Origin of the sequence: Microbacterium sp. NPDC087868, assembly GCF_044900755.1 — a bacterium.
GTDB classification, from domain to species: Bacteria; Actinomycetota; Actinomycetes; order Actinomycetales; family Microbacteriaceae; genus Microbacterium; species Microbacterium galbinum.
Map to the genome: position 1 here is coordinate 45531 of NZ_JBJDNO010000005.1, position 24977 is coordinate 70507.

General features: G+C 62.9%; 24 protein-coding genes. 11 read left to right on the plus strand and 13 right to left on the minus strand.

Features of this window, described 5'->3' with window-relative positions:
* The first annotated feature begins 21 nt into the window (after positions 1-21).
* Positions 22-1710: a long-chain-fatty-acid--CoA ligase gene (locus ACI2JZ_RS16730; protein ID WP_404598620.1), complete on the plus strand. Its 1689-nt coding sequence runs from the start codon at positions 22-24 to the stop codon at positions 1708-1710.
* Here the strand turns inward: ACI2JZ_RS16730 and ACI2JZ_RS16735 are convergent.
* From ACI2JZ_RS16735 to ACI2JZ_RS16755, 5 genes are all read right to left on the minus strand, one after another.
* Entirely contained in the window at positions 1707-3302 is a 1596-nt protein-coding gene (locus ACI2JZ_RS16735) for a dipeptide ABC transporter ATP-binding protein (protein ID WP_404598621.1), read from the minus strand. The two genes, ACI2JZ_RS16730 and ACI2JZ_RS16735, sit on opposite strands and share 4 nt — an antisense overlap.
* The gene (locus ACI2JZ_RS16740; RefSeq protein WP_359185361.1) at positions 3299-4096 is read right to left on the minus strand and encodes an ABC transporter permease; all 798 of its coding nucleotides are present in this window, start codon (positions 4094-4096) and stop codon (positions 3299-3301) included. Before ACI2JZ_RS16740 ends, ACI2JZ_RS16735 begins: the two co-directional genes overlap by 4 nt.
* Positions 4093-5025, minus strand: a complete 933-nt coding sequence (locus ACI2JZ_RS16745; protein ID WP_404598622.1) for an ABC transporter permease — start codon at positions 5023-5025, stop codon at positions 4093-4095. The genes ACI2JZ_RS16740 and ACI2JZ_RS16745 overlap by 4 nt, the downstream gene beginning before the upstream one ends.
* A gap of 6 nt (positions 5026-5031) precedes the next feature.
* Complete coding sequence (locus tag ACI2JZ_RS16750) at positions 5032-6696, minus strand: ABC transporter substrate-binding protein (RefSeq protein WP_332727526.1); 1665 nt, start codon at positions 6694-6696, stop codon at positions 5032-5034.
* A gap of 130 nt (positions 6697-6826) precedes the next feature.
* The gene (locus ACI2JZ_RS16755) at positions 6827-7435 is read right to left on the minus strand and encodes an NAD(P)H-binding protein (RefSeq protein ID WP_359185366.1); all 609 of its coding nucleotides are present in this window, start codon (positions 7433-7435) and stop codon (positions 6827-6829) included.
* 83 nt (positions 7436-7518) lie between these two features.
* Here ACI2JZ_RS16755 and ACI2JZ_RS16760 point away from each other — a divergent pair, with 83 nt between their 5' ends.
* Positions 7519-7887: a helix-turn-helix domain-containing protein gene (locus ACI2JZ_RS16760; RefSeq protein WP_105656244.1), complete on the plus strand. Its 369-nt coding sequence runs from the start codon at positions 7519-7521 to the stop codon at positions 7885-7887.
* Here the strand turns inward: ACI2JZ_RS16760 and ACI2JZ_RS16765 are convergent.
* On the minus strand, positions 7884-8393 hold the full coding sequence (locus ACI2JZ_RS16765; protein ID WP_332504326.1) for a GNAT family N-acetyltransferase: 510 nt from the start codon (positions 8391-8393) through the stop codon (positions 7884-7886). The genes ACI2JZ_RS16760 and ACI2JZ_RS16765 overlap by 4 nt on opposite strands.
* A gap of 118 nt (positions 8394-8511) precedes the next feature.
* On the opposite strand from ACI2JZ_RS16765, the gene ACI2JZ_RS16770 reads away from it, so the two are divergent.
* Positions 8512-9648 carry an acyl-CoA dehydrogenase family protein gene (locus ACI2JZ_RS16770; protein WP_332488881.1) on the plus strand — a complete coding sequence of 379 codons (1137 nt, stop codon included), beginning with the start codon at positions 8512-8514 and terminating at the stop codon, positions 9646-9648.
* Between the two features lie 10 nt (positions 9649-9658).
* Here the strand turns inward: ACI2JZ_RS16770 and ACI2JZ_RS16775 are convergent, their stop codons facing one another.
* On the minus strand, positions 9659-10363 hold the full coding sequence (locus ACI2JZ_RS16775; protein WP_332730912.1) for an NUDIX domain-containing protein: 705 nt from the start codon (positions 10361-10363) through the stop codon (positions 9659-9661).
* Between the two features lie 247 nt (positions 10364-10610).
* Between ACI2JZ_RS16775 and ACI2JZ_RS16780 the strand changes: the two genes are divergently transcribed.
* Positions 10611-11381, plus strand: a complete 771-nt coding sequence (locus ACI2JZ_RS16780) for a 3-hydroxybutyrate dehydrogenase (protein WP_404598626.1) — start codon at positions 10611-10613, stop codon at positions 11379-11381.
* A 28-nt stretch (positions 11382-11409) separates the two neighbouring features.
* On the opposite strand, the gene ACI2JZ_RS16785 is transcribed toward ACI2JZ_RS16780, so the two are convergent.
* The gene (locus ACI2JZ_RS16785; RefSeq protein ID WP_404598628.1) at positions 11410-12468 is read right to left on the minus strand and encodes a YeiH family protein; all 1059 of its coding nucleotides are present in this window, start codon (positions 12466-12468) and stop codon (positions 11410-11412) included.
* Positions 12469-12540: 72 nt separating this feature from the next.
* On the opposite strand from ACI2JZ_RS16785, the gene ACI2JZ_RS16790 reads away from it, so the two are divergent.
* On the plus strand, positions 12541-13473 hold the full coding sequence (locus tag ACI2JZ_RS16790; protein WP_332594975.1) for a LysR family transcriptional regulator: 933 nt from the start codon (positions 12541-12543) through the stop codon (positions 13471-13473).
* A 127-nt stretch (positions 13474-13600) separates the two neighbouring features.
* On the opposite strand, the gene ACI2JZ_RS16795 is transcribed toward ACI2JZ_RS16790, so the two are convergent.
* The 5 genes from ACI2JZ_RS16795 to ACI2JZ_RS16815 form a co-directional block, all read right to left on the minus strand.
* On the minus strand, positions 13601-14836 hold the full coding sequence (locus tag ACI2JZ_RS16795) for a PLP-dependent aminotransferase family protein (RefSeq protein ID WP_404598629.1): 1236 nt from the start codon (positions 14834-14836) through the stop codon (positions 13601-13603).
* Between the two features lie 130 nt (positions 14837-14966).
* On the minus strand, positions 14967-15845 hold the full coding sequence (locus ACI2JZ_RS16800; protein ID WP_404598630.1) for a hypothetical protein: 879 nt from the start codon (positions 15843-15845) through the stop codon (positions 14967-14969).
* Positions 15842-16231, minus strand: a complete 390-nt coding sequence (locus tag ACI2JZ_RS16805; RefSeq protein WP_105656252.1) for a helix-turn-helix domain-containing protein — start codon at positions 16229-16231, stop codon at positions 15842-15844. Before ACI2JZ_RS16805 ends, ACI2JZ_RS16800 begins: the two co-directional genes overlap by 4 nt.
* A 45-nt stretch (positions 16232-16276) precedes the next feature.
* Complete coding sequence (locus ACI2JZ_RS16810; protein WP_404598632.1) at positions 16277-17227, minus strand: formylglycine-generating enzyme family protein; 951 nt, start codon at positions 17225-17227, stop codon at positions 16277-16279.
* The gene (locus ACI2JZ_RS16815) at positions 17224-17853 is read right to left on the minus strand and encodes a TetR/AcrR family transcriptional regulator (RefSeq protein ID WP_404598634.1); all 630 of its coding nucleotides are present in this window, start codon (positions 17851-17853) and stop codon (positions 17224-17226) included. Before ACI2JZ_RS16815 ends, ACI2JZ_RS16810 begins: the two co-directional genes overlap by 4 nt.
* Before the next feature lie 179 nt (positions 17854-18032).
* On the opposite strand from ACI2JZ_RS16815, the gene ACI2JZ_RS16820 reads away from it, so the two are divergent.
* Genes ACI2JZ_RS16820 through ACI2JZ_RS16845 form a run of 6 tightly spaced genes read left to right on the plus strand, consistent with a single transcriptional unit; the run spans position 18033 to position 24732 of the window.
* Complete coding sequence (locus ACI2JZ_RS16820; RefSeq protein WP_404598636.1) at positions 18033-19736, plus strand: amidohydrolase; 1704 nt, start codon at positions 18033-18035, stop codon at positions 19734-19736.
* A gap of 21 nt (positions 19737-19757) precedes the next feature.
* Positions 19758-20741 carry an ABC transporter substrate-binding protein gene (locus tag ACI2JZ_RS16825; protein ID WP_404598637.1) on the plus strand — a complete coding sequence of 328 codons (984 nt, stop codon included), beginning with the start codon at positions 19758-19760 and terminating at the stop codon, positions 20739-20741.
* Positions 20713-21543, plus strand: coding sequence for an ABC transporter permease (locus ACI2JZ_RS16830; RefSeq protein WP_404598639.1), 831 nt, complete (start codon positions 20713-20715; stop codon positions 21541-21543). The genes ACI2JZ_RS16825 and ACI2JZ_RS16830 overlap by 29 nt, the downstream gene beginning before the upstream one ends.
* The gene (locus ACI2JZ_RS16835; protein WP_404598640.1) at positions 21540-22316 is read left to right on the plus strand and encodes an ABC transporter permease; all 777 of its coding nucleotides are present in this window, start codon (positions 21540-21542) and stop codon (positions 22314-22316) included. Before ACI2JZ_RS16830 ends, ACI2JZ_RS16835 begins: the two co-directional genes overlap by 4 nt.
* A complete protein-coding gene (locus tag ACI2JZ_RS16840; protein WP_332499324.1) occupies positions 22313-23134 on the plus strand; it encodes an ABC transporter ATP-binding protein in 822 nt (273 codons plus the stop codon). Before ACI2JZ_RS16835 ends, ACI2JZ_RS16840 begins: the two co-directional genes overlap by 4 nt.
* Positions 23131-24732: a sulfatase gene (locus ACI2JZ_RS16845; protein WP_404598641.1), complete on the plus strand. Its 1602-nt coding sequence runs from the start codon at positions 23131-23133 to the stop codon at positions 24730-24732. Before ACI2JZ_RS16840 ends, ACI2JZ_RS16845 begins: the two co-directional genes overlap by 4 nt.
* Positions 24733-24977: the final 245 nt, after the last annotated feature.

Genomic DNA, 24977 nt, shown 5'->3' on the forward strand with positions numbered 1-24977 from the left:
TAACAGGGCATGATTGGAGGTATGGAAAATAGTGCTGCGCCCGCATGGGTGGCAAATTACCAGCCGGGAGTCCCGGCCGAAATCGAGCTGCCCACCGAACCGCTCAGCCGCATGTTCGAGCGCTCCGTGCGTGAAGCCGGCGAGAGCCCGGCGACCGAATTCTTCGGCCGCCGCACCAGCTACGCCAATCTGGGCGCGCAGGTAGCCAAGGCCGCCGAGGGCCTGCGCAAGCTCGGCGTGCGCGCCGGCGACCGCGTTGCGCTGATCCTGCCCAACTGCCCGCAGCACGTGATCGCCTTCTACGCGATCCTGCGCCTTGGCGCCGTCGTGGTGGAGCACAACCCGCTGTACACTTCGCGGGAACTGCGCCACCAGTTCGAGGACCACCAGGCGCGCATCGCGATTGCCTGGGACAAGGTCGTGGCCAACGTCCAGGAATTCCCCAAGGACGTGCAGCTGGACTCGATCGTCTCGGTCAACCTGCTCGAAGCCTTCCCCGCGGTCAAGCGCCTGGCGCTGAACCTGCCGGTCAAGAAGCTGCGCGAGACCAAGGCGTCGCTCACGGCCCGCACCTCGGGCACCGTGGCATGGAAGGACCTGCTCTCCGGTGCGCAATTGGATGCGAACCACCCGCATCCGGATGTCGATGACCTGGCGGTCATCCAGTACACCTCGGGGACCACCGGCCACCCCAAGGGCGCCATGCTCACCCACTTCAACCTCTATTCCAACGCCTTGCAGGGCGAGGCCTGGATGCTCGGGGCGCAGGAGCGCGAGGAAACCCTCTACGCGATCCTGCCGATGTTCCATGCCTTCGGCATGACCCTGTACCTGACCTTCGGCGTGAAGAAGCAGGGCCTGCTGGTGCTCTTCCCGAAGTTCGATCCGCAGATGATCCTGGATGCCTGGAAGAAGTCCCCGGCCACCGTGTACTGCGCGGTGCCGCCGATCTACGAGCGCACCGCCCTGGCGGCCAAGGAGCGCGACGTCTCGCTGAAGAGCGCCAAGTACTGCATCTCCGGGGCGATGAACCTGCCCGACCATGTGGTGGAGCTGTGGGAATCGATGTCCGGCGGCCTGCTGGTGGAAGGCTACGGCATGACCGAGTCCTCGCCGGTGGCCTTGGGCAACCCGTTCCACCCCAGCCGCCGCACCGGCACCATCGGCGTGCCCTTCCCCTCGACACTGATGAAGGTCGTGGACGTGGAGGACCCGAGCCGGGAAGTGGCCCAGGGAGAACCGGGCGAATTGCTGATCAAGGGCCCGCAGGTGTTCCAGGGCTACTGGAACAACCCGGAGGAAACGGCCAAGGCCAAGACCGGGGACGGCTGGCTGCGTTCGGGCGATGTGGTCACCGTTGACGAGGACGGCTTCGCCCAGGTGGTGGACCGAGCCAAGGAGCTGATCATCACCGGCGGCTTCAACGTTTCACCGACGGAGGTCGAGATCGCCCTGCGCCAGCACGCTGACGTGGCCGATGCCGCGGTCTTCGGAAAGCCATTGGCCCGCGGCGGCGAAATGGTGGTTGCCGCAGTGCAGCTCGAAGAGGGCTGCGGCCTGAACGAGGACGCGCTGCGCGCCCACTGCCGCGAGCTGCTGGCCGCCTACAAGGTGCCTAAGCGCATCGTGCAGATCGATGAGATGCCGCGCTCGCTGCTGGGCAAGATCCTGCGCAAGCAGGTCAAGGACCAGATGGTCGATCTGGTCTAGCGCAACCGCGGCATCGCCGAGAGCAGCAGTTTCGTGTAATCGTGCTGCGGGGCGCTGAAGACCTGGTCAGTAGAGCCCTGCTCGATGATCTTGCCCTCATGCATCACCGCAACCGTGTCGCTCATATGCTCAATGACCGACAGGTCGTGGCTGATGAACAGGTAGCTGGTTCCGGTCTCCAACTGGATCCGATCAAGGAGATCCAGCACGGTGGCCTGGATTGATGCATCCAGGGCGGAAACCGGCTCGTCAAGGACCAGCACCTGCGGCTTGGGCGCTAGCGCACGGGCAATTGCCAAGCGCTGGCGCTGCCCGCCGGAAAGCTCGCGCGGGTTGCGGCCCAGCAATTCGGTGGACAGCTCCACTTGTTCGAGCAGTTCAGCCACCGGCTTGCGGTACTCGGCTGCGCGCTTGGACTTGCCGCGGCTCAGCGCATCGGCCAGCAGCTGTCCCACCGAATAGCGCGGATCGAAAGACCCCAACGGGTTCTGGTAGATCGCGCCCATCTGCTCGCGCAGCTTCCGGTGCTGTGCCTCATGAGCCGGGGCAAAGCGTTCGCCGAGCAACTCAACAGTTCCAGCATCGGGTTTCTGCAAGCCCAGGACCATGCGGGCAGTGGTGGTTTTGCCGGATCCGGATTCGCCAACGATGCCCAGGGTCTTGCCGCGAGGCACCTCGAAGCTGACCGAATCCACGGCCGCGTGCTTGCCAAAGCTCTTCGACAGATCCTTGACCGACAACGCGCTGGATGCTGCCGCTGGGTCTTCCGGGGCCGGTGCGGCCACGGGCTTGCTGGATACCGACAACGGGGCGAAGCGCGGTATCCCCGAAGGCACGGCCCGCAGCAATTGGCGGGTGTACTCGTGCTGCGGGTCGCCCAGGATCTGCCCGGTGCTGCCGGCCTCAACGATTGCACCGTTGCGCATCACCGCAATGTCGTCGGCCAAATGCGCTACCTGGGCCAGATCGTGGCTGATCATCAGCACGCCGCGGCCCTGCTCCTTGAGCTCGCGCAGCTGCGAAAGGACCAGTGCTGTCAGCGCCGAGTCCAAGGCGGTGGTTGCCTCATCGGCGATGACTACCTGCGGGTTGCCGGCCAGGGCCTGGGCAATCAGGGCACGCTGGCGCATGCCGCCAGAGAGCTCGGTGGAACGCTGCTTGGCACGGCGCCCGGGCTCGGGCATGCGCACGGATTCCAGCACCTGGAGCACTCGCTGCTGGCGCTCGGATTTGGACATCTTGCCGTGCGCCTTGAGCGCATCACCGATTTCCCGGCCCACCGGGCGCAGCGGATCGAGCGCCATCAGCGCATCCTGCAAGATCATGGACACCGAATTCCCGCGGATCTGCTGCCAGCCGCGGTCGGCGAGCTCCAAGGCGTCCTGCCCGCAGACAGTCAGCTCGTCGGCTTTCGCGATGCCTCCGGACAGTCCCAGCAGGCTGCGGGCGGTGACGGATTTGCCCGACCCGGATTCGCCGACCAATGCGAGGCAACGTCCGGCCTGGACGGTGAAGGAAATGTTCTTCACCGCCACGGCGGAACCGAAACGGACCGAAAGGTCCTTGACCGTAATCAGTGCTTGCTCGTTCATGCTGTCCTTGCCCTTCCGCCCAGCGCGCGGCCAATCAGCGTGGCGCCTGCGGCCACGACAACTATCGCCAAGCCGGGGAACAAGCTCATCCACCACGCGAAGTGCAGGTAGGTGCGCCCGGCCGAAAGCATGGCACCCCATTCGGGAGCTGGCGGGGGAGTGCCCAAGCCCAGGAAGGACAGGGCAGCAGCCCAGATCACGGCTTGGCCGATCCCCAAGGTCACCAGAGCCAGCAGGGGCTTGAGGGCGTTGGGAACCAAATGGTTGCGGACCAACAGCCACGAGCCGCGGCCCAGCACGGTGGCTGCCTCCAGCATTTCCGAACTCTTCAGCGTGCGGATCTGGCTGCGCACCAGCCGGGCATATCCCGGTGCGGTGGACAGGCCCACCGCGACGATGGCCGGACCGACACCGGGGCCGGTGAAGGCAATGATCAGCAGTGCCATCAGCAAGGACGGAATCGCGTAGAGCGCTTCGAGCACGCGCAGGATGATCTCGTCGAGCCAGCGCGGGGACAATGCCGCAACTGTGCCCAAGACGATGGCCAATCCCATGCCCAATCCCGTAGCCGCCAGGCCGATAGCCAACGAGTCGCGGGCACCATGGATGACACGGGTATAGATGTCGCGGCCCGATTCGTCGGTGCCGAAGAAATGCGCGGCGCCGGGTTTGCTGAATGCCTCGGCCGGGTTGATAGCCAATGGATCGCCCGGGGCCAGCACCGAAGGAACCAGCGCGATGAGCACCCACAAGGCGATGAATGCGGCGGCGAAGATTCTTGCGGTGCGGCTCATGAGCTCGCCCCTGCCGGATTGATGGCTCGCTCGATGCCTTCGGTGATCGCCATGACCACGATGTAGACCAGCGCGGAGAAGAGCGCGATGCCGGTGACCATCGGGATGTCGCGGGCCAGCACCGCAGAAAGCAGCGAGCGCCCCAGACCCGGACGGGCGAAGATCGCCTCGACCACCACCGCGCCGGAAAGCAGCGAGGAGAAAGCCCAGCCGGTCAGGCCCAGGGCAGGCAAGGCGGCATGGCGCAAGCCATGGCGCCAGAAGACCGCCAGCCGGCTTTCGCCACGGGCACGCGCGGCCAGCGCGAACTGGCTGCCCAGGGCTGCACTCAGCGAATCGCGCATCAGCTGGGTGAGGAACCCGGCCAGCGGCAATGCCAAGGTCAGCACGGGAAGTACCAAACCCTGGGCGGTGCTGTTATCCACGGCCGGCAGCCAGCCGAGCATCGAGGAGAAGAGCATGATCAGCACCGCGCCGAGCCAGAAGTGCGGCACGGCGGCGGCAATGATCTCCACGATATTTCCCAGCCATGCGCCATAGCGGTTGGCCCGCATGGCCGATGCCGCGAAGCCCAGGGCCAGCACCCAGGCGGCCGCCAGGGCCAGCAGCGCAAGCCAGAGGGTATTGGGCAGGAGATCGCCCATGATGCCGGCGACCGGCTGCTTGAGCGAATAGGAGGTGCCGAAGTCCAAGGTGGCCAGCTTGCCCAGGTACATCAGGTACTGGGAGATGAGCGGCAGGTCCAGTCCGTACTCGGCGCGGGCCGCGGCCAGCGCTTCGGCCGAGGCCTGGGAACCGGGGCCGCCCATGATTGCTTCGGCCGGGTCGCCGGGGATCAGCCGGATGGCGATGAAGATGGCGGTGGCCACCAGCCACAGCACCACCAGCGCGCCGCCGATCTTGCGCCCGGCCCAAGCAATCGTGCCCAAGGGGTGCTACTTGGTGATGAAGGTGTCGTAGTAGACCGGCGAAGACACCGCGGTGGTGGCGCCGATGCCGTGCACGTTCTTGCCGTAGAGGAAGTGGTTCTGCTGGTCGTAGAGCGGCAGCACGTAGTAGCCCTCCAGGACCAGCTTCTGGGCCTGCTCGTACAGCGCAGCGCGCTGGGCTTCATCGTTGGCCTCTTCGGCCTGGGCCAGGATCCCATCGAGCTTCTCGTTCTTCACCTGCGCGTTGTTGGCGAAGTAGCCCGATGGCGCCGGGACGGTCGAGTCGGAGTGGTACAGGATGCGCAGCACCGACGGGCCGACCTTGGTGTAGGGAGCCGAGACCAGATTGTAATCGTGCTTGGCCAGGGCGCCGTACCAGCTGGACAGGTCCAGCAGCTGGATCTTCACCTCGAAGCCCACGGCCTTGGCCTGGGCCTGGAACTGCTCGAACAGGGACTGCTCGGCAGGAACCGACTGGTTGGTGGAGACCGGGAAGTCCAGCGACAGGCGCTTGCCGTCCTTCACGCGGTAGCCCTCGGCGTCGCGTTCGCTCCAGCCTGCTTCATCGAGCAGCGCGTTGGCCTTGGCAACGTCGGTGGTGAACAGCGATTCATCGGAGTAGCCCAGCGGTTCGGCTGACGACAGCAGCGAGTAGCTGCGCTCGGTGGTGCCGAAATAGAGGGCCTTGACGCCGGCGCTGGCATCCACGGAACGGATGAAGGCCTCGCGCACGCGCTGGTCATCGAATGGCGCCTTGGAGCTGTTCAGCTCCAGGCGGTTGGAAGCACCCGGGCGCGGGGCGTCCAGATGGCCCAGCGAGCCGTCCTGCTTTGCCGTGGCGATGGTGTCCGGCTGCGCGTTGTCGATGACATCGACTTCGCCCGAGACCAGGGCTGCGTAGCGGGTGGCGGCCTCAGGGATGAAGCGCCAGGTGATGGCCTCCAGATAGGCCTTGGAATCGGAGCGCTCCGCGTTCTTGACCGGCGGCACGTAGTCTTCGTTGCGGACCAAGTTCACGGCCTTCTGGTGCTCCCAGGATTCGACCTTGAACGGGCCGGTGCCTACCGGTGAGGCGCAGTTGGTAGCCTGGTCGCGTTCCAGCGCCTTGGGGGATTCGATGGCGGTCCATGGCATGGACAGCGATTCCAGCAGCGCGTTATCCGGGGCGGAGAGCGTCAGCTTGGCGGTGAGCTCATCGGCGATCTCGATATCCACGACCTTGCCCACGGCCAGGTAGCCGGTGGAGGACGCGGTATTCGGATCCTTCAGGTGCTCGATGTTGGCTTCGATGGCTTTGGCGGTGAGCTTCGTGCCGTCGGTGAAGGAAATCCCATCGCGCAGGGTGATGGTGCGAGTCAGGCCGTCCTCGGAAACTTCGGTGCTTTCGGCCAGCCACGGGATGATCTTCCCGTCCGCATCCTTGGTGAACAGGGATTCGAGGTACTGGCTTGCGACCAGGGCTTGCGGGTAGTTGCCGCCCACATGCGGATCCAGGCAGGCCGGCTCGGCGTCGCCCGAAGCATAGACCAGGGTGCCGCCGGCAACCGGCTTCGCCTCCTCTGCGGGGGAATCGGGTCCTGCACCTGCCGAGCAGCTGGCTAGAAGGGATCCAAGGAGCGGGAGCGCGATAGCGCAGCCAAGGATCCTGGACGCGCGCGAGTTTCGTTGCATGGGGAAGGGCTTACCTCGATGAACTAGTGGTGATGACCAAACCAACTCTAGCCATCTGGAACGCATTCGTCAGATCGGAGCGAATCGCTCCGATCCGACGAAACCTGGCTAGCGGCACTGCGCGTGGGATCTACTTTTCGCTGGCCACGGTCATGCGGCGGTTCTGGTGGACCGGGGTTTCGATTTCATCGAGGATGGCCACGGCGAAGTCCTGGGAGGAAACGAAGTCGCCTGCTGGCGAATCGGTGCCCAGGGTGTAGCTGCCGGTGCGGCGTGCAGGCATGATCACCGGGGCTGGAGCCGCGACGGTCCAGGTGATGCCGGAAACCGAGGTGAACATGTCGTAGACCTCGGCGCAGGTGGTGGCTTCGGCCTTGTATTCCTCCGGGAAGCCCGGGGTGTCGACCAGGCGGACGCCGTCTACCTCGGTAGCGCCGGCGCCGCCGACAACCAGCAGGCGGGCTGGGACCAGGGTTTCGGTGATCTGTTCGAAGGCATCCAGGTATTCCTGGTGGTCGCCACCGGTGCGCGATGGCGGTACGGCAATGACGAGCACGTCGTTGTTCTTTCCCAGGTCGCGGTAGGTTGCCCCGTCGCCCAGCTCGGCGGCCACGGTGGTGGTTCCGTCGATTTCCTTGCCCGAGCGGGAGACCGAGGTGACCTCATGGCCGCGTGAAATGGCTTCGGCAACGACTTCCGAGCCGACCATGCCGGTAGCTCCGTAAACTGCAATCTTCATGGTGTTCTCTTTCCTTGGGAAATTGGGTCCGGCACAATGGTATCTTTTAGATACCGCCCACTACAACGAAACTAGGTTTCCTCATGGATAGCCATGGCTCTTTTGACGTGTTCGTGCAGCAATGCCCTTCACGTGAAATCATGCAGCGCCTAGGCGATAAATGGACTCCGCTGGTCCTCTTGTCCCTGGCTGGCGGCCCGCAACGTTTCTCCGCATTACGCCAGCGCATCGGCGCGGTCACCCCGAAAGTGCTCACCAATACCCTGCGCAACCTGGAGCGCGACGGGCTGGTGCAGCGCACCGTATATGCCCAGGTGCCGGTGCGGGTCGACTACGAGCTGACTGATTTGGGACGCGGGATCCTGGAACCCATGGAAATCCTGCGCCTGTGGTCCGAGGAGCATGTGCCCAAAGTGCTCGCTGCCCGTGAGCGGTTCGACGCGCGCGGCTAATGGCCAGGTGGAGCAGCAGGACGCAGCGGCAGGAACATGAAGTGCTGGCCCACCAGCCCCTTGGTCGGATGGTTGAAGGCGCCCGGAATGGTGCCCAGGATCTTGAAGCCCAGCGATTGCCATAGACGCACTGCAGCCTCATTGGTCTCGACGACCGCATTGAACTGGATGCCGTGATAATTTTCCTGCCGGGCCCAGTCGATCACGTATTCGCCCAGTGCTCGTCCCACGCCGCGATTGCGGCATTCCGGATCGACCAGGAAGGACGCGGTGGCGATGTGGGCTCCCCGTCCGGGCTTGTTTGGCCCCATCTTGGCCGAGCCGATGATCCTGCCATCTGCCACGGCAACGACCGTTTGCCCTGGTAGCGTCTCCATCCACCAGGGGCGGGCTTCTTCAAGGGTTTGGCCTTGGGGGAAGGCGTAGGTCTGTCCCTCATCCATGATTTTGCGGTAGAAGCCGAAGATCCCAGGCCAATCCCCGGCGGTGCTTGTCCGGATTTGCATGCGGTTAGCCCAACTCTTTCGAAATGAATGCTTCGGAACTCATCCTATTGGCTCTCATTGTATCTTGCGTCACATAGACTGAGGTCAAAGACGCAAGGTGCAGGCAAAGGAGCCGGTGTTGTTTGAAGTAAGCGAAGACCAGAAGTCGTTGATCGAGATGGTCCATGATTTCGCCGAGACCAGGATTGCTCCCAATGCCCTGAAGTGGGACCAGGAACAGCACTTCCCGGTGGATGTGCTGGCCGAAGCCGGACAGCTGGGCATGGGCGGAATCTATGTTTCTGAAGATCATGGCGGATCCGGTCTGAGCCGCAGCGATGCGGTGCTGGTCTTCGAGGAACTCGCCAAGGCCGACCCGACCTTGGCCGCCTACATTTCCATCCACAACATGGTCGTGTGGATGGTCGACACCTTCGGCAACGACGCGCAGCGCGCCAAATGGCTGCCATCGATGACCGCCATGGACGACCTGGGCTCCTACTGCCTGACCGAGCCCGGAGTCGGCTCCGATGCGGCGGCCCTGTCAACCCGTGCCCGCAAGGACGGTGACGAGTATGTGCTCAGCGGCGTCAAGCAATTCATCTCGGGAGCTGGAAGCTCGGCGCTCTACATCGTCATGGCCCGTACCGCTGATACCGGTTCGCGCGGCATCAGCGCCTTCCTTGTTCCCGGGGATGCCGAGGGCCTGAGCTTCGGGCCGAACGAAAAGAAGATGGGCTGGAAGGCGCAGCCCACTCGCCAGGTGATCATGGAAGGCGTGCGCATTCCCGCCGCCAACCTGCTGGGCGAGGAAGGCCAGGGATTCTCCATGGCCATGCAGGCACTCAATGGCGGCCGCCTGAACATCGGGGCCTGCTCGCTGGGTGGCGGGCAGAGCGCGCTGGAGAAGTCGGCGCTGTATTTGAAGGAGCGCCAGGCCTTCGGCGGACCGCTGACCAGACAGGAAGCGCTGGTCTTCAAGCTGGCCGAAATGGACATGGAGCTGGAAGCCGCCCGCTCCTTGCTGCGCCGTGCCGCCGCCGCACTGGACGCGAAGAGCCCGGACCGCGTCCGCCTCTGCGCGATGGCCAAGAAGATGGCCACGGACGCCGGGTTCAACGCCGCCAACAGCGCTATCCAGCTGCACGGCGGCTACGGCTACCTCGCGGACTACGGGATGGAGAAGATCACGCGGGATCTGCGCGTGCACCAGATCCTGGAAGGCACCAACGAGATCATGTCGCTCATCGTTGGACGCACGCTGCTGGAATCCTGACCGGCGGCAATCAGGCGTTGAACTGCTTTTCCGAATTCCGCACAGCGTTTCCCGAGAGGGAATCGCGGGGATCCGGATGAACCGATGAGATGGCCGGCTCGCTGGAAATGATCTGCTCGATGCCGCCCTGCTCCATCGCATCCCGCAAGGTGCGCTGGGTGGGGCGCATCATTTTAATCTCGCCGCGTTCCAGGGAAGCGAAGAGCTCCTGGGGGCTGATCCATGTGGAGATCACCGCTTCGGTGGTCTGGTGGACTGGTTCCTGGCCGGGGCGCAAGGCCGCGACAAAGAAGTACGTATCGAACCGCCGCGGGAAACCGGCTGGGGTGACCCAATTGGCCCAGGGGCGCAGTTGGCCAGGATCCAGCAGCAGCCCTGTCTCCTCGAAGACTTCACGACGTGCTGCGGCCAGGATCTCCCCGGCCAGATGCTCCGCGCGATCTGGTCCTTCCCCAAGGATCGAGGTGCGCGCCCATTGCCGGGCGTGCTCGCTGAGCAAGGCGGGATCCAGCTCTCCTGCCGCCACCGCTTGGCCGTCTTGGGCATCAACGCGGCCGCCGGGATAAACCACCATGCCGGCTGCGAAGTCCATGGTGTTCACGCGATGCTGGACGAAAACCTCAAACCCGCCAGCTGCCTCGCGCAGCAGCAAAACACTGGCCGCTTTGCGGATCGGGACCTCGGCGGGAGTCGCAGGTATCGGGGAAGTCGTCATTGCCTACCATGTCCTTGGCTCTTGGAAGTGAAAATAGCCTTCGAGAGCCAGCTTAGCTTCCAGCGCACAGCAAACGGGCAACCGGCAGAAGCCGCTGTGCATGCTTGCACATTGACCTGCGGAATCTGCACAGCAAATGCCGTTGACCGGATTCCTGGCGGAGCCTAGTTTGAATCACAGAGACCTGCGCGAAGCTGCGGGCATCGCAACTGGAAGCCGCAGGGGAGCCGAGCAGAGGATGAGCGCAATGGCGGAACAAATTGGCCCATGGCCCCAAGGGCTGAAGGGGCGCCGCGCTTTGGTTACCGGTGGCGCCTCCGGCATAGGCCTGGCCAGTGCCCGGGCATTGGCCGACGCCGGTGCCACCGTGACGATTGCCGACCTCAATGAACAGGCCGCTGAAGAAGCGGCCCGCGAGCTTGGCGGAAAAGCATGGGCCGTGGATCTTTCGGATACCGCGCCGCTGGAAGATCTCAGCTTGGATACCGACATCCTGATTAACAACGCCGGCGTGCAAAGGGTGGCTCCAATCCACGAGTACGACCCCGAAACCTGGAGGCTGATCCATCGGCTCATGCTGGAGTCGCCGTTCCTGTTGATCCGGGCAGCACTGCCCGGCATGCGCGAGCGCGGCTTCGGCCGCATCATCAATATTTCTTCGATCCACGGGCTCCGGGCCAGCGCGTTCAAGAGCGCCTACGTTGCGGCCAAGCACGGGTTGGAGGGACTGTCGAAGGTCACTGCATTGGAAGGTGCCGACTACGGGATCACCAGCAACTGCATCAACCCGGGCTATGTGCGTACCCCGTTGGTGGAGCGGCAGATTGCCGATCAAGCGAATTCGCATGGCATTGACGAGTCGGATGTCATCCAGAAGATCATGCTTGCCGAATCGGCCATCAAGCGCCTGGTTGAGCCAGAGGAAGTCGCTTCGCTGGCGGCCTGGCTCAGTGCGGATGCCGCGGGCATGGTGACCGGAGCGTCCTACACCATGGATGGCGGCTGGAGCGCGAAATAGGTGCGGCGTGCCCGCATGGCTGCCATGCCTAGGCCGGCGGGAACAGCAGGGTTCCGCCGATCGACACGGCGATGATCAGCAAGGTGGACAGCAGCCCCAGCAGCAATGAACGTCCGCCGGTTTTTACGATGCTGCGCAGGTGGACCCCGAGCCCCAAGGCGAACATGGCCGCGGCAAGCAGGAGCGTCTGCACGCTGGCCGCAACTGAAAGCCACGCCTCGGGCACCAGCCCGGTGGTGCGCAGCAGCATTGCCGCCAGGAACCCGAGCACGAACAGCGGCACCAATGGCGGGTTCTTGCCGCCTTGAACCGACTGGCGCCGCCGCATGAAGACGCCGACGCCGGCAATGATCGGAGCCAGCAGGACCACCCGGGCCAGCTTGACGGTCACCGCCACGGCCAAGGCGCCAGCACCTACCGAACCGCCGGCCGCGACGACTTGTGCGACCTCATGGGTGGACGCACCGATAAGCATGCCGATGCTGCGTTCATCCAGCCCGAGCAGCATGCCCACCGCCGGCATGAGCGGAATCATCAATGTCCCGAAGAGCACTACCAGCCCGATCGCGGTGGCGACCTGATCCTGCTTGGCCTTGACGACGTTCTCCGCACCTGCGACCGCGGCGGCACCGCAGATGGAGAAGCCGGTGGCGATGAGCAGGCGCTGCGGCAGATCCATGCCGAGCTTCTTGCCGATCCACAAGGTGGCCAAGAACGTGATGCCAACCGAGAGGGCCACCACCAGCAGTACCCCGGGGCCCAAGCCGAGGATGGTGCCCAGCGAGAGCTGCAAGCCCAGCAGCACAATGCCCAGGCGCAGCAGCTTCTTGCCGGCAACTGCCGTGCCGGGGGCAAAAGCCTGCGGGACCGGGGCAAGATTGCGCCACAGCGCACCGAGCAGGATAGCCAGCAGCAGGGCGCTCAGGCCATGGATGTAGCGGCTGGCGAACATGCACAAGATGCCGGCGGCAAGGCAGAGGAGCAGTCCCGGAAGAGCCGGAGCGAAACGCGAAGCAGGTTTTCGATGTCCGGACTGGTCACGTTTGGAGGTGGCAGATTCTTCGACGGGACTTGTGGAGTCGTGCATGAAAATAATTGTTCTCCGGCTTGGCGAATTGCGGTATACCACTTCTTGCTATCGCGGACATATGATCATGATATGGAAAGCAGCTCGTCATCTCTCGAAGACATTGCCCGCTGGATTCAACCCTCCTCATTGGAGTTGCTGGTCGGCATAGCCGATCACGGGAGCCTGAGCGCCGGTGCCCGTGCGGCCGGGATGGCGCAGCCAAATGCCACCCGCGCATTGAAAACGTTGGAGCGCCGGCTGGGATACCAGCTTGTGGCACGCAAGACCACCGGATCGCGCTTGACCGCAGAGGGAGTGCTGACCGTCCAATGGGCTCGTGAAGTCCTGGACAGCCTGGAAACCTTCGCCGCTGGCGCGCGCTCGCTGGCTGAAACCGGAGAGGGAGAGCTGGAATTCGGAGCCAGCATGACGGTGGCTGAATTCTTGGCGCCAAATTGGATCGGACTACTGCATCGTGCCCTGCCACGAGTCATCCCTCGAATGAAGATCATGAATTCCCAAGATGTTATTCGTGCAGTGCAGCAGGAGGAATTGGGACTAGGATTCGTGGAAACCCCGCACATTCCTCTGGGCCTGAAAAGCCGGCAGGTACTTCACGATGAAATGCTCGTGGTCACGTCGCCTTCACATGCTTGGGCACAACGGAAGGAACCGCTGAGCCTGCACGAATTGCAAAGCACGGCGCTGATAGAACGCGAGGAAGGCTCCGGCACCCGGGCATTCTTGGATTACATTGCCCATGCCGAACGCCCGAATCCGGTCGCTGTCTTCAACTCGAACGCAACGATTTGCCAGTGCGTGGCGCGCGGAATGGGGCCCGCTGTGCTCAGCCATTTGGCGGTAGAGAGCCAGTTGGAGCAGGGGCTGCTCGTCGAGATCCCGTTTGATGGGCCGGCGCTGTTGCGCGAGCTGCGGGCGATATGGCCTGCGCACCGTGTCTTGAAAGCGACCGAGCAGAAGCTGCTTGAGATTTCCGTGGAATCACGGATTGCGCAGGGCTAGCCGGAGATCCAGGCCCCGGCTTGGAACTGTGCGGACTTGGCCAGGAGGCGGACAGCAAGCTTCCCATCAAGGATGCAAGGGCGGCCATTTGTACCGGGCCGTGAGCTCCCGGTACAAGCCTCCGGACTTAGAGTTTGAAGATCTCGTTGCTGAGCAGGCCCGACAGTCGCTGGACGCCTTCGTCGATGGTCTTCTCGTCAACGGAGCAGAAAGCCAATCGCAGCTTGTTGTCGGCTTGGCCGCTCGGGCTGAATGCCGCGCCTGGGATGAAGATGACCCCGGCCTTCACGCCCTGCTGCAGCAACGCGTAGGTGTCAATGCCTTCAGGCAAGGTCAACCAAACGAAGAAGCCGCCTTCGGGACGAGTATGGGTGACGCCTGCCGGCAGGTACTTGGCCAATGCTTCGAGCATCGCGTCGCGGCGGGAACGGTACAGGTCGTTGTACTTGGTGATCTGCCCCTTCCAATCATGCTCGTTGAGGTAGGCGCTGATGATCATCTGGTTCAAGGTCGGTGGGCACAGGGCTACCGCCTCGCCGGCCAGGTAGAAGCGGCGGAAAAGGTGGGTCGGGACCGCTGCCCAGCCGATGCGCAGGCCGGGCGCGAAGATCTTGGAGAAGGAACCCATGTAGATGACGTTTTCCGGGTCCAGGCTCCGCAGGGTAGGCGCAGGGGTTCCCTCGTAGCGCAGCATTCCGTACGGGTTGTCTTCCAGGATCAGGATGCCGGCTCCGCGGCAGATGTCCACGATTTCCTGGCGGCGTTCGGCCGCCAGAGTGATCCCTGATGGGTTGTTGAAGTTCGGGATGGTGTAGAGGAATTTGATGCGCTCGCCGGCGGCGCGCAATTCGGCGATGCGCGCACGCAAGGCGTCAGGAATCAAGCCATTCGCATCGGTGCCCACGGGGCGGGCGGACACCTGGTAGGCCTCGAAGGTATTCAGGGCCCCGACATAGGTCGGATCTTCGCAGAGCACAGTGTCTCCGGGATTGCAGAAGACCTTGCAGGCCATGTCCTGTGCTGACTGGGAGCCGTTGGTGACCACGACATCTTCGACCCCCACGTTCGTGATGCCTTCAGCTGCCATGACATCGATAATTTGTGCACGCAGTTCAGGAGTGCCAAGTCCGGAGCCGTATTGCAATGCTTCGGGACCCTGCTCGACGATGATGCGCCGGGCCATTTCACCGACCTTTTCCAGCGGGAGCAGCTGCAGGTAGGGGTTGCCTCCGGCCAGGGATACCAGGGAAGGGTCCAAGGAGAGCTCGAATACGTCGCGCACCGCGGACTGCTTGATTCCGGCCGCGCGCTCGGATAGCAAGGATTCGTGCGAAGTGGTCAGCGATTCTGATGCGGTGGTCATGGTTCTCCTCGGCAAGGCTCCCGGGGCGGGGGAGCGGGGTTCCTGCGCTGGGTGCGGCACAAGAATTGTTTTCAAATAGAATACTTTGGTATTCCAGCAGGAAATTCAAGGCTTGGCAAGACCTGCGCTTTCAGCAACGTGGTTCTCTGCTCCAGCGCGAGGCGTTGCGTTCCTCGATACTCAGCTGGCCCAGTGCCGCATTGACGCGGCTATGAAGTGTCTCGGCTAGAATTCGGGGCTTGCTGCCGGGCAGCCAGCACTGCCCGGCCAGGAGGACCAGCAAATCGACGCAGTCCGCCGAGGCCCGGAATTTTCCGGACCGGAACTGGGCAATGGCAGCATCGATGATCATCAGGGACGAATCCAGCGCACTGTCGGCAGCTTGCGTGCTGCGTTGCCCGCTGGAAACCTGGCGCTCCCGCACCACCAGGTTGCGAACCTCGGCGATCTTCCTGGGAATAGAAACCACTGCTCGGTACGCCCGGTTCTGGACGCCCATGAGTTGCAACGGACGCAGGGCAACCACAAGCAAGCCGATAACGACGAACGTCGACAGGCCGGCAAGGCCAAGCTTCGCCAGCAAGATTCCCGCAGTGATGGCTATCCCGGCGATCCCGAGGATCATTGCGAAAAGTGCAAGGCCGCCGAAACGTGGCTTCTTCGGTTCCGGGCCATGAGCCCGGATGCTGATAATCCGGTCGAGCTTCGCGCGGATTTCGGCCACGTTGGGAACACCCAAACTGCCTTGGGAGATCCGCTGGGCGTTTCGCCATAACTGGATGCGCCGGCGGCTGCGCAGGACCTGGAAGATCTGCCAACCGGCCAGCAAGGGAAGGGCGAGGGCGAAAAAGAGCAGCGCTGCGGTACCCAAGGTAATGTCCCCGGCTTGGTACATGCCGTAAGCGCCCAGCCATGCGAACAGGGAATAGCCCGGGACCCGGATGAGCAGGCGATCCCACCAAACGACCTCCTGCGGGGCGCTGGCGGATTCGCTGACTGGTTGGCTCATTTCTCGGTTTCGGTGCGGGAATCCAGCCACTGCTGGATGGCGCTTGGGCGAATGCGGCGATGGGTGCCGCGGTATTCCACTGGAATGATCCCGGCGTCGGCCAGCTTGCGCAGGTAGCTGTTGGAGATTCCGGCCATTTGGGCTGCTTGGGAAGTATTAAGGAGCAGCTCGGGTGTGCCGATGCTGACGGACTCGCCATCTGCAAACCGTGAAAGCACCTCGATCAGCGCCTGGTGCGCTTCTTTGGGCAACTTCAACGCGGTGCCGTTGACGAACACGGTCGTGTCATCCGACTCGTCCAGCGCGCGGCGCAGCCGCGCGGTGGTCTTCTCGTCTAACGCCTCGAACGTGCGGACCCTGCCCAGTGCTGAAGTTGGTGATGCCATGCTTTCATTTTGCCTGAGACCTGCCGATCTTGGCGAGACGCGCGGCTAGGGTCCCGAGCCGACGGTTCTGAAACCTGTGTTGCTGCTAGCAGAATCGGCAGTATTGCTGCTTCGCGCCGAAACCCGGTACCGGTTGCAGTACGAGTCATGGCATAAGTGCGAGCCTCCGCGCATGACCCTGCCTTGACCGATGGTCGGCCCCTGGGGATTGCCCACCGGGCTGTTGCGGTAGTACTTGGGCAGGAACCAGTCTTGGCACCACTCCCAGACGTTGCCTGCCATATCGAACAGGCCCACCGGGTTTGGCGGATAGGTGCCCACCGGGGAAGTGCCCAAATAGCCGTCTTCCAAGGTGTTTGATTCGGGGAAACTGCCCTGCCAGATATTGCACTGGTGCACCGCCCCTGGAGCCAGCTCATTTCCCCAGGCATAGCGTTGCCCGGGGACCAGGCCACGAGCGGCGTACTCCCACTGCGCTTCCGTTGGCAGGGAACGCCTGCTCCATTTGCAATAGGCCTGTGCATCGTTCCAAGAAACCTGCACGACCGGGTGCTCGGGGATATCCTGCCAATTCGACTGGGAGCCGGCGGGGTTGCGCCAGCTGGCACCGCGGACACCGAGCCACCATGGCGCACCTCCGGCTGGGCCGAGCACGTCTTGGCTGGGTGCTGCAAGATAGGCGTGGAAAACCGCGGAGTAGCCCAGCCGCTCGGATTCGCTGCGGTAGCCGGTGGCGTCCGCGAAACGGGCGAATTCGGCGTTGGTGACAAGAGTGGAATCCATGGTAAATGCATCGACCTCGACCCGATGCACGGGCAGTTCGCCATCGGCCGCGTAGCCTTCGTCGAAATGGTCGCCCATCATGAACTCGCCGCCGGGAAGGCTGATAAGGCCAGTGGATCGGGGCGCCGTATCCGTTCCGGATTCCTCGGCAGTGGGCCCTGGGTGGTTTCCGGGCTGCGATCCAGTCCGCTGCGGAGCGCAGCAGGCGCTCATGCTATCTGCTCTGGGTTGGCAGGGATCAGCATGTGCTTGATGCTCGTGCAAAGCTGGTCGATGAGCCGGGCGGAACGTTCCAGATCAGGATCTGAGAGGTGCTGGAGGTTGATCCCGTCGATGCTGGCGATCAGCATCCGCGCTACGGTGTCCAGATCCGTCTTGACCTTGAGTTGGGAACGCTCGGCCGCGTCCCGGAAAACGGCGCTGGTCGAGCAGACCCAAGCGTCGTACATCGACCGGTTGATCCTGTTCGATTTCTCGATCTCTTCTGGATCGGCCAGCCGGGTAGCTCGCAGCAACAGTTCGAAGGTGGTGACCTGCTCGTGCGGGGCGTTGAGCATGCGCCGCCAAACGCGGCGGATGTGCAAGTCCACGGCTTCGGCTAAGCCGACATTCTCCGGGATTGGATCGAGCTCGCGTGCATAGTCCCGGCTCAAGTGGTTGTATACCTCGTCCAGCAGCTCATCCTTGCTGCGGAAGCAGTAGTGCAAGGCCGCCAATGGGGCGCCAGCTTCAGTGGCAATGCGCCGGGTAGTGGCAGCAGCAATTCCTTCAGAAGCGATCACGCGTGCGGCCGCCTCGATGAACTGCCTGCTGCGGTCTTCTACTGATATGCGCGCCATGATTCCCGTCCCGAAAACTACTCTCCATTTGGACTCTAGCCGATAGGCCTAAGCCCTTCGTGGAAGTCAAATAAATTAATTTGCTGCCAAAGCTGGTCAAATGACTAAGTCATACGACATACTACTTGAAGTTGTTGCGCAAGTCACATGCTGGCGCAGTCTTCAAAGGAGAGGGAATCATGGTCGATAACGTTGCCCAGCTGATAGTCCATTCGGGAGTTGTCCCGGATATCGGGCTGTCGGCACAATGCGATGCAGTCGAACGTGTCGGGCGTCCCACGGCCGTGGCCGTTCGCGACGGGCGGATTATCGCCGTGGGCGACGATCAGCTGCTCCAGCTGGCTGGCCCGGAAACTATGGTGATCGATGCGCAGGGCGGAGCCATCCTTCCAGGACTGAACGACGGCCACCTGCATTTCTCGGCCAGCGCGATGATCCGCCACGCACACCTTTCGGTGGCCGGTGCCGCGGACTGGGACGAGGTGGCCGACCTCCTGGAGAATGCCGAACCCGACGCCAGCGGGTGGATCAGGGCCGCGCACTGGGATGAAGCCAGCCTGGGCTCCGACGGAGCGAGTGCCGTCCTCGCGGCCAACAAGCGCTGGCCGGTCGTCGCTTTCGACAAGACCGGGCACCAGGTGATGGTCAATGCCGTGGCTCTTGGGATTCTAGGGCTCCAACGCATCTCAGCACCTGTTCCCGGCGGCGTTATCGGACGGCTGCCCGATGGGTCGCCTAGTGGGCTCTTTGGTGATGCCGCCATGCAACTGGTCAATAACGGGTTGCCGGAATTCGCAGAAGAGCAATTGCGCGAGGCCTTTGCCAAGCACCAGCAGGAGCTGCACGCCTGCGGGATCACTTCGCTCACCGAGCCGGGCCTCGGGCCGGGCGGCAAGACATTGATGGCCGCCAGCTGCAGCACCCAGTCCCTGGAGATTCTGGCGAGCATGGCCCGGGACGGGCAACTGAGCTTGCGCATCAATGCCTTGCTGCTGTTCACCGGCACCGGTGGCGAATCGTTGCAGGCGGTGCGCCGGGGGTTGGCCAGCAAATTGACGACTGCCACCGACGGCATCGACCCGCTGCGCCTGCGCATTGCCGGGGTCAAGGTCTTCGCCGACGGCATCCCGCGCTCGGGTACATCCTGGTTCCACGACGAATACCAGCTGCCTTGCGGGCACGGGCACGGCGCTCTGGTCCTGCAGGGCGAAGACGACGAGCAGAAAGTGGCCGAATTCCGCCAGATCATTGCCGAGATCGATGCGGCTGGTCTGCAAGCGGGTGTGCACGTCACTGGCGATGCTGCCACAGAAGCGCTTATCGAGGCGGTGGAGCATCTCGGCGACGCAGGTCAGGTCCGGGATCGCAGGCACTACATCATTCACGGAGCCTTCCGCGAGCCGGAGCTGCTCCAACGGGTGCAGCGCGCGGGGATGGGGTACAGCACCAATCCCAAGATCCGCGCAGATGCGGGGGCATTGCAACTTGCCTTGCTCGGCCCGGAGCGCTTCGCCCAGCAGCAGCCGCTGGCAACCGCGGCCGAGCTGGGCGTCGCAGCCTCGCTGGCTTCGGATGCACCGGTTACCGATCCGGATTGGCGCAACAGTGTCATCGCGGCCGTTACCCGGGATACGAGTGCAGGTGCTGGCACAGGAGAAGCTGAGCGGATCAATTTGGCCCAGGCGCTGGCTATGATGACCCAGACTCCCTCATGGCAGGACCATGCAGAGAACGACAAGGGGCGCATTGCGGTCGGCCAGCTCGCCGACCTGTGCATCCTGCGAGACCCCTTGTCCGAGGATGTGCGCCAACTACATCAGAATCCCACGACCCACACCATCGTCAATGGCGACATAGTGCATCGGCTCGACTCGCCCAACTGAGAAATATCCGGAGAAAATGACATGAAAAAACGAACTCTGGCAGCAGCCGCCCTGCTCGCCATCACTACCTCCCTGGCTGCCTGCTCCGCTGATAGCGGCAGCGGCAACAACAACGAGAAGCTCACTATCGGCATCATCGGCATTAGTTCCGATGCAGCTATCCAGACCGCGATTGACGAGGGCTACTTCAAAGAAGAAGGCTTGGAAGTAGAAACCACGGTCGTCGCCAATCCGCCTGCCGGAATCGCGGCGGCTCAATCCGGGCAACTGGATGTGGCCTACACTCCGTCCATCCCGCTGCTCAATGCTTTGTCGCAGGGCATCAAGCTGTCGGTCATCGCCGCAGCGGATGGCTACGCTGAAGGCGCCGTTGATTCCATGGAGTCCGATTCGGTGGATGACACCGGGCTGTACATCCAGCCGGACAGCGGCATTTCCCGGGCCCGGGATCTGGCTGGCAAGAAGATCGCCGTGCCGGCGCGCAAGGCTCAGATCGAGGTTACCGTAGCCGACATGGTGGAAAAGGACGGGGGAAACCCAGAGAGCATTAATTGGATGGTGCTGGACCCGGCCAGTTCCCTGCAGTCCCTGCAGCAAGGCCGCGTTGACGCAGCCGGGCTGGTAGCTCCTTTTACCAACAACGCAAAGTCCGAGGGCATGGAGCTGCTAGGTAGCCCGGGAGTCGAGTTCTTCGAAGATGGCGCGGTAGGCCTCTGGGTAGCCGGAGCCGGGCAGGTCAGCGGCGATGGTGAACGCATGGCCGCATTCCAGCGGGCCATCTACAAGGCGAATGCCTACGCCAACGAGAACATGGAAGAAATGAAGTCCAAGGCGGCCGAGATCACCGGCATCGATCTGGAAACCATTAAGAACGGTGCCGATTCCTACTGGCCAACCGAGGTGGACATCGCCGACTTGCAACGCGTCGACGCGAAGCTGGCAAAGCTCGGCTACCTGAAACAGGAGGTGGGTCTCGATGAATCGCTTATCTTCGAATCAGAGTAGCCCGCGCACCGCGGTCTGGCAGCTGGACTACGAATCGGCGCCAATCAAGCTCGGATTGGGGGTGCTCGGCGCGCTGCTTTTACTGGGCCTTTGGCAACTGGCTGCACTACGCGGGACCTTCGGCAGTGGCCTGCCCAGCGTCGGTGCCACAGCCAGCGAGCTGGCCCGCTTGATCGGTGATCCCGAATTTTGGGCAGACACGGCAACAACTATCTGGCTTGCCGCATTAGGCATGGTGATCGCGTTGGCCGCCGGGATCCTGCTCGGGTTGCTGCTGGGCACCGTCGACTGGTTGCGCCATGCCTCCCGAGCAATGACCGAATTCCTCAAGCCCATCCCGCCGATTGTCGTGCTGCCGCTGTGCGTGATGATTTGGGGGCCGACCAGCACCATGGCCCTGGTGCTGGTGATGATTGGCACCGTCTTGGCCACCACTATCCAGGTTGTCGCCGGAGTCAACGACACTGACCCGGTAGCCATGAATACCGCGCGTTCCTTCGGAATGGGCCGCGCCGAGCGGTTGCTGCGGATCACCTTGCCTTCGGCTGCTCCCTATATCGGCACCTCGGTGCGCATCGGAGCTCCGGCAGCGCTGATTATTGTCGTGGTCGCCGGCCTGCTGGGTGGTGCCCCGGGACTTGGCAGTGCCATCTACCAGTCCCAAGCCGCAGGGGACTTCCCTCGGACCTATGCCCTGGTGCTGGTGCTCGGGGTGCTCGGTCTGCTGGCCCAGAACCTGTCCGGCGCGATCGAGCGGCGGGTGCTGCATTGGCACCCCGCGTTCCGGAAGGAAGCGAAATGAATCGCCACCTGTTCAATATCATCTTGTCCATCGCGACGCCGCTGCTGCTGATCCTGGCCTGGTTCAAGCTCTCCAGCCAGTCGACCAGCCCGTTCTTCCCGCCGCTTGGCGAGATTCTGGCCCACTTTGCTGATTTATGGCTCTTCGAGCATTTCGCCAGCGACATCGTCCCGAGCCTGCGCAATTTGGTGCTCGGCTTCCTGTTGGCCGCAGTGCTGGGCGTGGTGCTCGGCTTCGTGCTTGCCACGGTGCCGTTGCTGCGCGCCCTGTTCGAACCCTCGCTGCACCTGTTGCGCGGAATCCCGCCGGTAGCGCTGGTGCCGATCCTGATTACGCTGGTAGGTTTCACCGATCAGATGCGCATTTCGTCGATTGTGATCGCAGCGGTATTCCCGACGCTGATCGCCACGATGGACGGGATCAAGGCAGTGGATTCATCGCTGAAGGATGTATGCACCGTCTACCAGCTGGACCGCAAGGACCGATTGTTCTCCGTCTATCTGCCCTCGGCCGGACCGCAGATCGCCGCAGGCATGCAAGTGAGTTTGCTGGTGGCCTTCATCGTCATGATCGCCTCGGAAATGATGGGCACCGCCCAGGGCATCGGAGCGATGACCCTGCTGGCGCAGCAGACCTTCATGGCCGCCGACATGTGGGCTGGGATCCTGCTGCTCGGGCTAGTCGGCTTCCTGGGCAACATCCTGTTCGACCTCGTCAAGAACCGGGCATTGGCCTGGTATATCGGTTCCAAGAAAATGGAGAAAGTATCGTGAACTCCACCATCCACACCCCAGCGCAAACCGAATCCGCTGAAGCGGCCGTCGCCCGGCTTGAAGTCCAAGGACTGGCAAAGACCTACGGCTCCGGTCCGAAGGCCGTTGAAGTCATCGAGGACCTGACTTTTTCGGTCAATGCCGGTGAAGTCGTTTGCATCGTCGGCCCCTCTGGTGTCGGCAAAACGACCCTGCTCAAATGCTTGGCCGGCCTGCAACCCTCCAGTGGCGGGACTATGAAGATCGACGGGCGCCAGGTTTCCGGCCCGCCACCTGAAATGGCCTTGGTGTTCCAGGATTATTCCCGATCCCTGATGCCTTGGCTGACCGTGGAGAAAAACCTGCAGCTGCCCCTGCGCCACCTGCATCTGCCGGCCGCGGAAATGCGCTCCAGGACCAAGGAGGCGCTGGACGAGGTGGGCCTGTCCCACGCGGCCAAACGATATCCCTGGCAGCTGTCCGGCGGCATGCAGCAGCGCGTAGCCATCGCCCGCGCCCTGGCCTATCGCCCGGAAATCCTGATCATGGACGAGCCTTTCGCCTCGGTGGACGCGCAGACCCGCTTCGAGCTCGAGGACCTGTGCCTGAAAATCCGCGACGAGCTGGGCATGACGATTCTGCTGGTCACACACGATATCGACGAAGCGGTGTACCTCTCCGATCGGATTGTCGCCATCGGGAACAAACCGGCCCGCGTCCTGGAGATTCTGCCGGTTGAACTGCCACAACCCCGTGACCAGATCGGCACCCGGGCCTTGCCGGCCTTCTCCGGCTTGCGCACCGAAGTGCTCTCGCTTATCCGGAAGTCCGCAGCATGAGCCCGGAGCGGGCTGCGCGCCCGAACATCCTGGTGTTCATCGCCGATCAGCTGCGAGCCGACCATCTGGGCGCCTACGGTAACAGTGAAGTGCGCACGCCGAACTTGGATCGTCTGGCGCAGAGCTCCACGGTGTACGAGAACGCGCACGTGGCGAACCCTACCTGCATGCCCAACCGCGCCAGTTTGCTCACCGGACGCTGGCCCAGTGCTCATGGCACGCAGTACAACGGGATCCCAGTGGACCCCGAAGCATCCACTTTCGTACGCCAGCTGGCCCGTTGCGGCTACCGCACGTCGGCCGTGGGCAAGCTGCACCACCAGAGCATGGGCTGGGATTTCGAACCGGAGCAACTTGACCAGATCAAAGCCAGCGCACCCAAGCTGATGGACACGGGCGTCGCGGATGCCTATTCGCGCCGGCGCGAAGCAGGCTGGGACCAATGGGAGAACCGCGCGCGCCATGCAGCTGGCTTCCTGCCCCTGCCCGATGACTATTACGGCTACCAGGATGTCGATCTGGTCATCGGGCACGGAGACGCGCCGGGCGGGCACTGGGAGCACTGGGCCCGCGAACGCGGTGTCGACCCTGACCAGCTGGGGGGACCTGTGGCTGGCAGCAAGGTCTTGGAAAGCTGGGAGCAGGTGTACGCGTCTTCGATTCCCGCTGAGGTGCACCCTACCCGATATATCGGGGACAAGGCCGCCGGCAGGATCCGTCAGGCAGCGGAGCAGGAGGATCCCTTCTTCATGTTCGTATCCTTCCCGGACCCGCACCATCCATTTGCCCCGCCGCATGAATACGCGCACCGTTACGATCCTGCGAGCCTTTCATTGCCGGTGGGCTTCGACCAGGACCACTCGCGCTCGCCGGCGCATATCCGAAAAATGCTCGAGCGCCGTGGCGAGCCCAACGCTGACCCGACTATGTCTTTTGCGGTGACCGAGGAGCAGTACCGTCTGGCGGCCGCGGCGCAATACGGCCTGATCGAATTCATGGACGAGCAGGTCGGACGAGTGCTGGATACCCTGGAAGAAACCGGCCAAGCTGCAAACACCATCGTGGTCTTCACCTCGGATCATGGTGACCTTTTCGGTGATCATGGGTTGATGCTCAAGCATTTCGTCCACTACCGCGCAGTAACTCGCGTGCCTTTGCTGATCCACATGCCTCGACAGGCCACGGAACGGCGTAGCAATCAACTCGTATCCAGTGCCGATTTGGCGCCGACCTTCATGGACCTCGCGCAAGTCCCGGGTTTCAGGGGCATCCAGGGCCAGAGCTTGGTGGAAGAAGGCCAGTTGGGGCTGGGGAAGGAGAATAGAGCCTTGCTGATTGAGGAAGACCAGCCATTTTCACTGGATGGACTTCGCGCTCCTGTGCGCATCCGTTCGGTGGTCACCGCAGAGGGAAGACTAACGAAGTATTTCGGCACCAGCGATTACGAGCTTTATGACCACCGCTGCGATTATGACGAATTAGAAAATCTCGCCGGGTTACAGCAGGGCCAGCAGCTGCTCCAGACTCTGGAAGCCGCGCTCGGCGAACAACTAGTGAATCTAGCTTCAGATCAGGTCAGGCCTGAATTCGCGGCGTAAATAGAAGTGTTCTAAGGGCGGCGGGGTCTGTCGGCGATTGCTGCATGCTCCGCCGTTCATGTTCCATGTCCGGGATAAGCGGTCTTGTCACACGGTGAGCGGTTCCCGTATGGTGGAAAACGTAGGTCTAAAGAAAGTACTGACCAGCCATCTTCCGGCACACCATGACGGATCCTTCAGCCTCACCCGGCGGAGCCCCTCTGGGAATTGTGTACATGGAAGCCTGACGCCCTCCTTAATTGCCT

Bases quoted from the DNA above. Each gene is read 5' to 3' on its own strand.
- ACI2JZ_RS16730 (WP_404598620.1), top strand. From the start codon at position 22: ATGGAAAATAGTGCTGCGCCCGCATGGGTGGCAAATTACCAGCCGGGA.
- ACI2JZ_RS16735 (WP_404598621.1), bottom strand. From the start codon at position 3,302: ATGAACGAGCAAGCACTGATTACGGTCAAGGACCTTTCGGTCCGTTTC.
- ACI2JZ_RS16740 (WP_359185361.1), bottom strand. From the start codon at position 4,096: ATGAGCCGCACCGCAAGAATCTTCGCCGCCGCATTCATCGCCTTGTGG.
- ACI2JZ_RS16750 (WP_332727526.1), bottom strand. From the start codon at position 6,696: ATGCAACGAAACTCGCGCGCGTCCAGGATCCTTGGCTGCGCTATCGCG.
- ACI2JZ_RS16755 (WP_359185366.1), bottom strand. From the start codon at position 7,435: ATGAAGATTGCAGTTTACGGAGCTACCGGCATGGTCGGCTCGGAAGTC.
- ACI2JZ_RS16760 (WP_105656244.1), top strand. From the start codon at position 7,519: ATGGATAGCCATGGCTCTTTTGACGTGTTCGTGCAGCAATGCCCTTCA.
- ACI2JZ_RS16765 (WP_332504326.1), bottom strand. From the start codon at position 8,393: ATGCAAATCCGGACAAGCACCGCCGGGGATTGGCCTGGGATCTTCGGC.
- ACI2JZ_RS16775 (WP_332730912.1), bottom strand. From the start codon at position 10,363: ATGACGACTTCCCCGATACCTGCGACTCCCGCCGAGGTCCCGATCCGC.
- ACI2JZ_RS16780 (WP_404598626.1), top strand. From the start codon at position 10,611: ATGGCGGAACAAATTGGCCCATGGCCCCAAGGGCTGAAGGGGCGCCGC.
- ACI2JZ_RS16785 (WP_404598628.1), bottom strand. From the start codon at position 12,468: ATGCACGACTCCACAAGTCCCGTCGAAGAATCTGCCACCTCCAAACGT.
- ACI2JZ_RS16790 (WP_332594975.1), top strand. From the start codon at position 12,541: ATGGAAAGCAGCTCGTCATCTCTCGAAGACATTGCCCGCTGGATTCAA.
- ACI2JZ_RS16795 (WP_404598629.1), bottom strand. From the start codon at position 14,836: ATGACCACCGCATCAGAATCGCTGACCACTTCGCACGAATCCTTGCTA.
- ACI2JZ_RS16800 (WP_404598630.1), bottom strand. From the start codon at position 15,845: ATGAGCCAACCAGTCAGCGAATCCGCCAGCGCCCCGCAGGAGGTCGTT.
- ACI2JZ_RS16805 (WP_105656252.1), bottom strand. From the start codon at position 16,231: ATGGCATCACCAACTTCAGCACTGGGCAGGGTCCGCACGTTCGAGGCG.
- ACI2JZ_RS16810 (WP_404598632.1), bottom strand. From the start codon at position 17,227: ATGAGCGCCTGCTGCGCTCCGCAGCGGACTGGATCGCAGCCCGGAAAC.
- ACI2JZ_RS16815 (WP_404598634.1), bottom strand. From the start codon at position 17,853: ATGGCGCGCATATCAGTAGAAGACCGCAGCAGGCAGTTCATCGAGGCG.
- ACI2JZ_RS16820 (WP_404598636.1), top strand. From the start codon at position 18,033: ATGGTCGATAACGTTGCCCAGCTGATAGTCCATTCGGGAGTTGTCCCG.
- ACI2JZ_RS16825 (WP_404598637.1), top strand. From the start codon at position 19,758: ATGAAAAAACGAACTCTGGCAGCAGCCGCCCTGCTCGCCATCACTACC.
- ACI2JZ_RS16830 (WP_404598639.1), top strand. From the start codon at position 20,713: ATGAATCGCTTATCTTCGAATCAGAGTAGCCCGCGCACCGCGGTCTGG.
- ACI2JZ_RS16835 (WP_404598640.1), top strand. From the start codon at position 21,540: ATGAATCGCCACCTGTTCAATATCATCTTGTCCATCGCGACGCCGCTG.
- ACI2JZ_RS16845 (WP_404598641.1), top strand. From the start codon at position 23,131: ATGAGCCCGGAGCGGGCTGCGCGCCCGAACATCCTGGTGTTCATCGCC.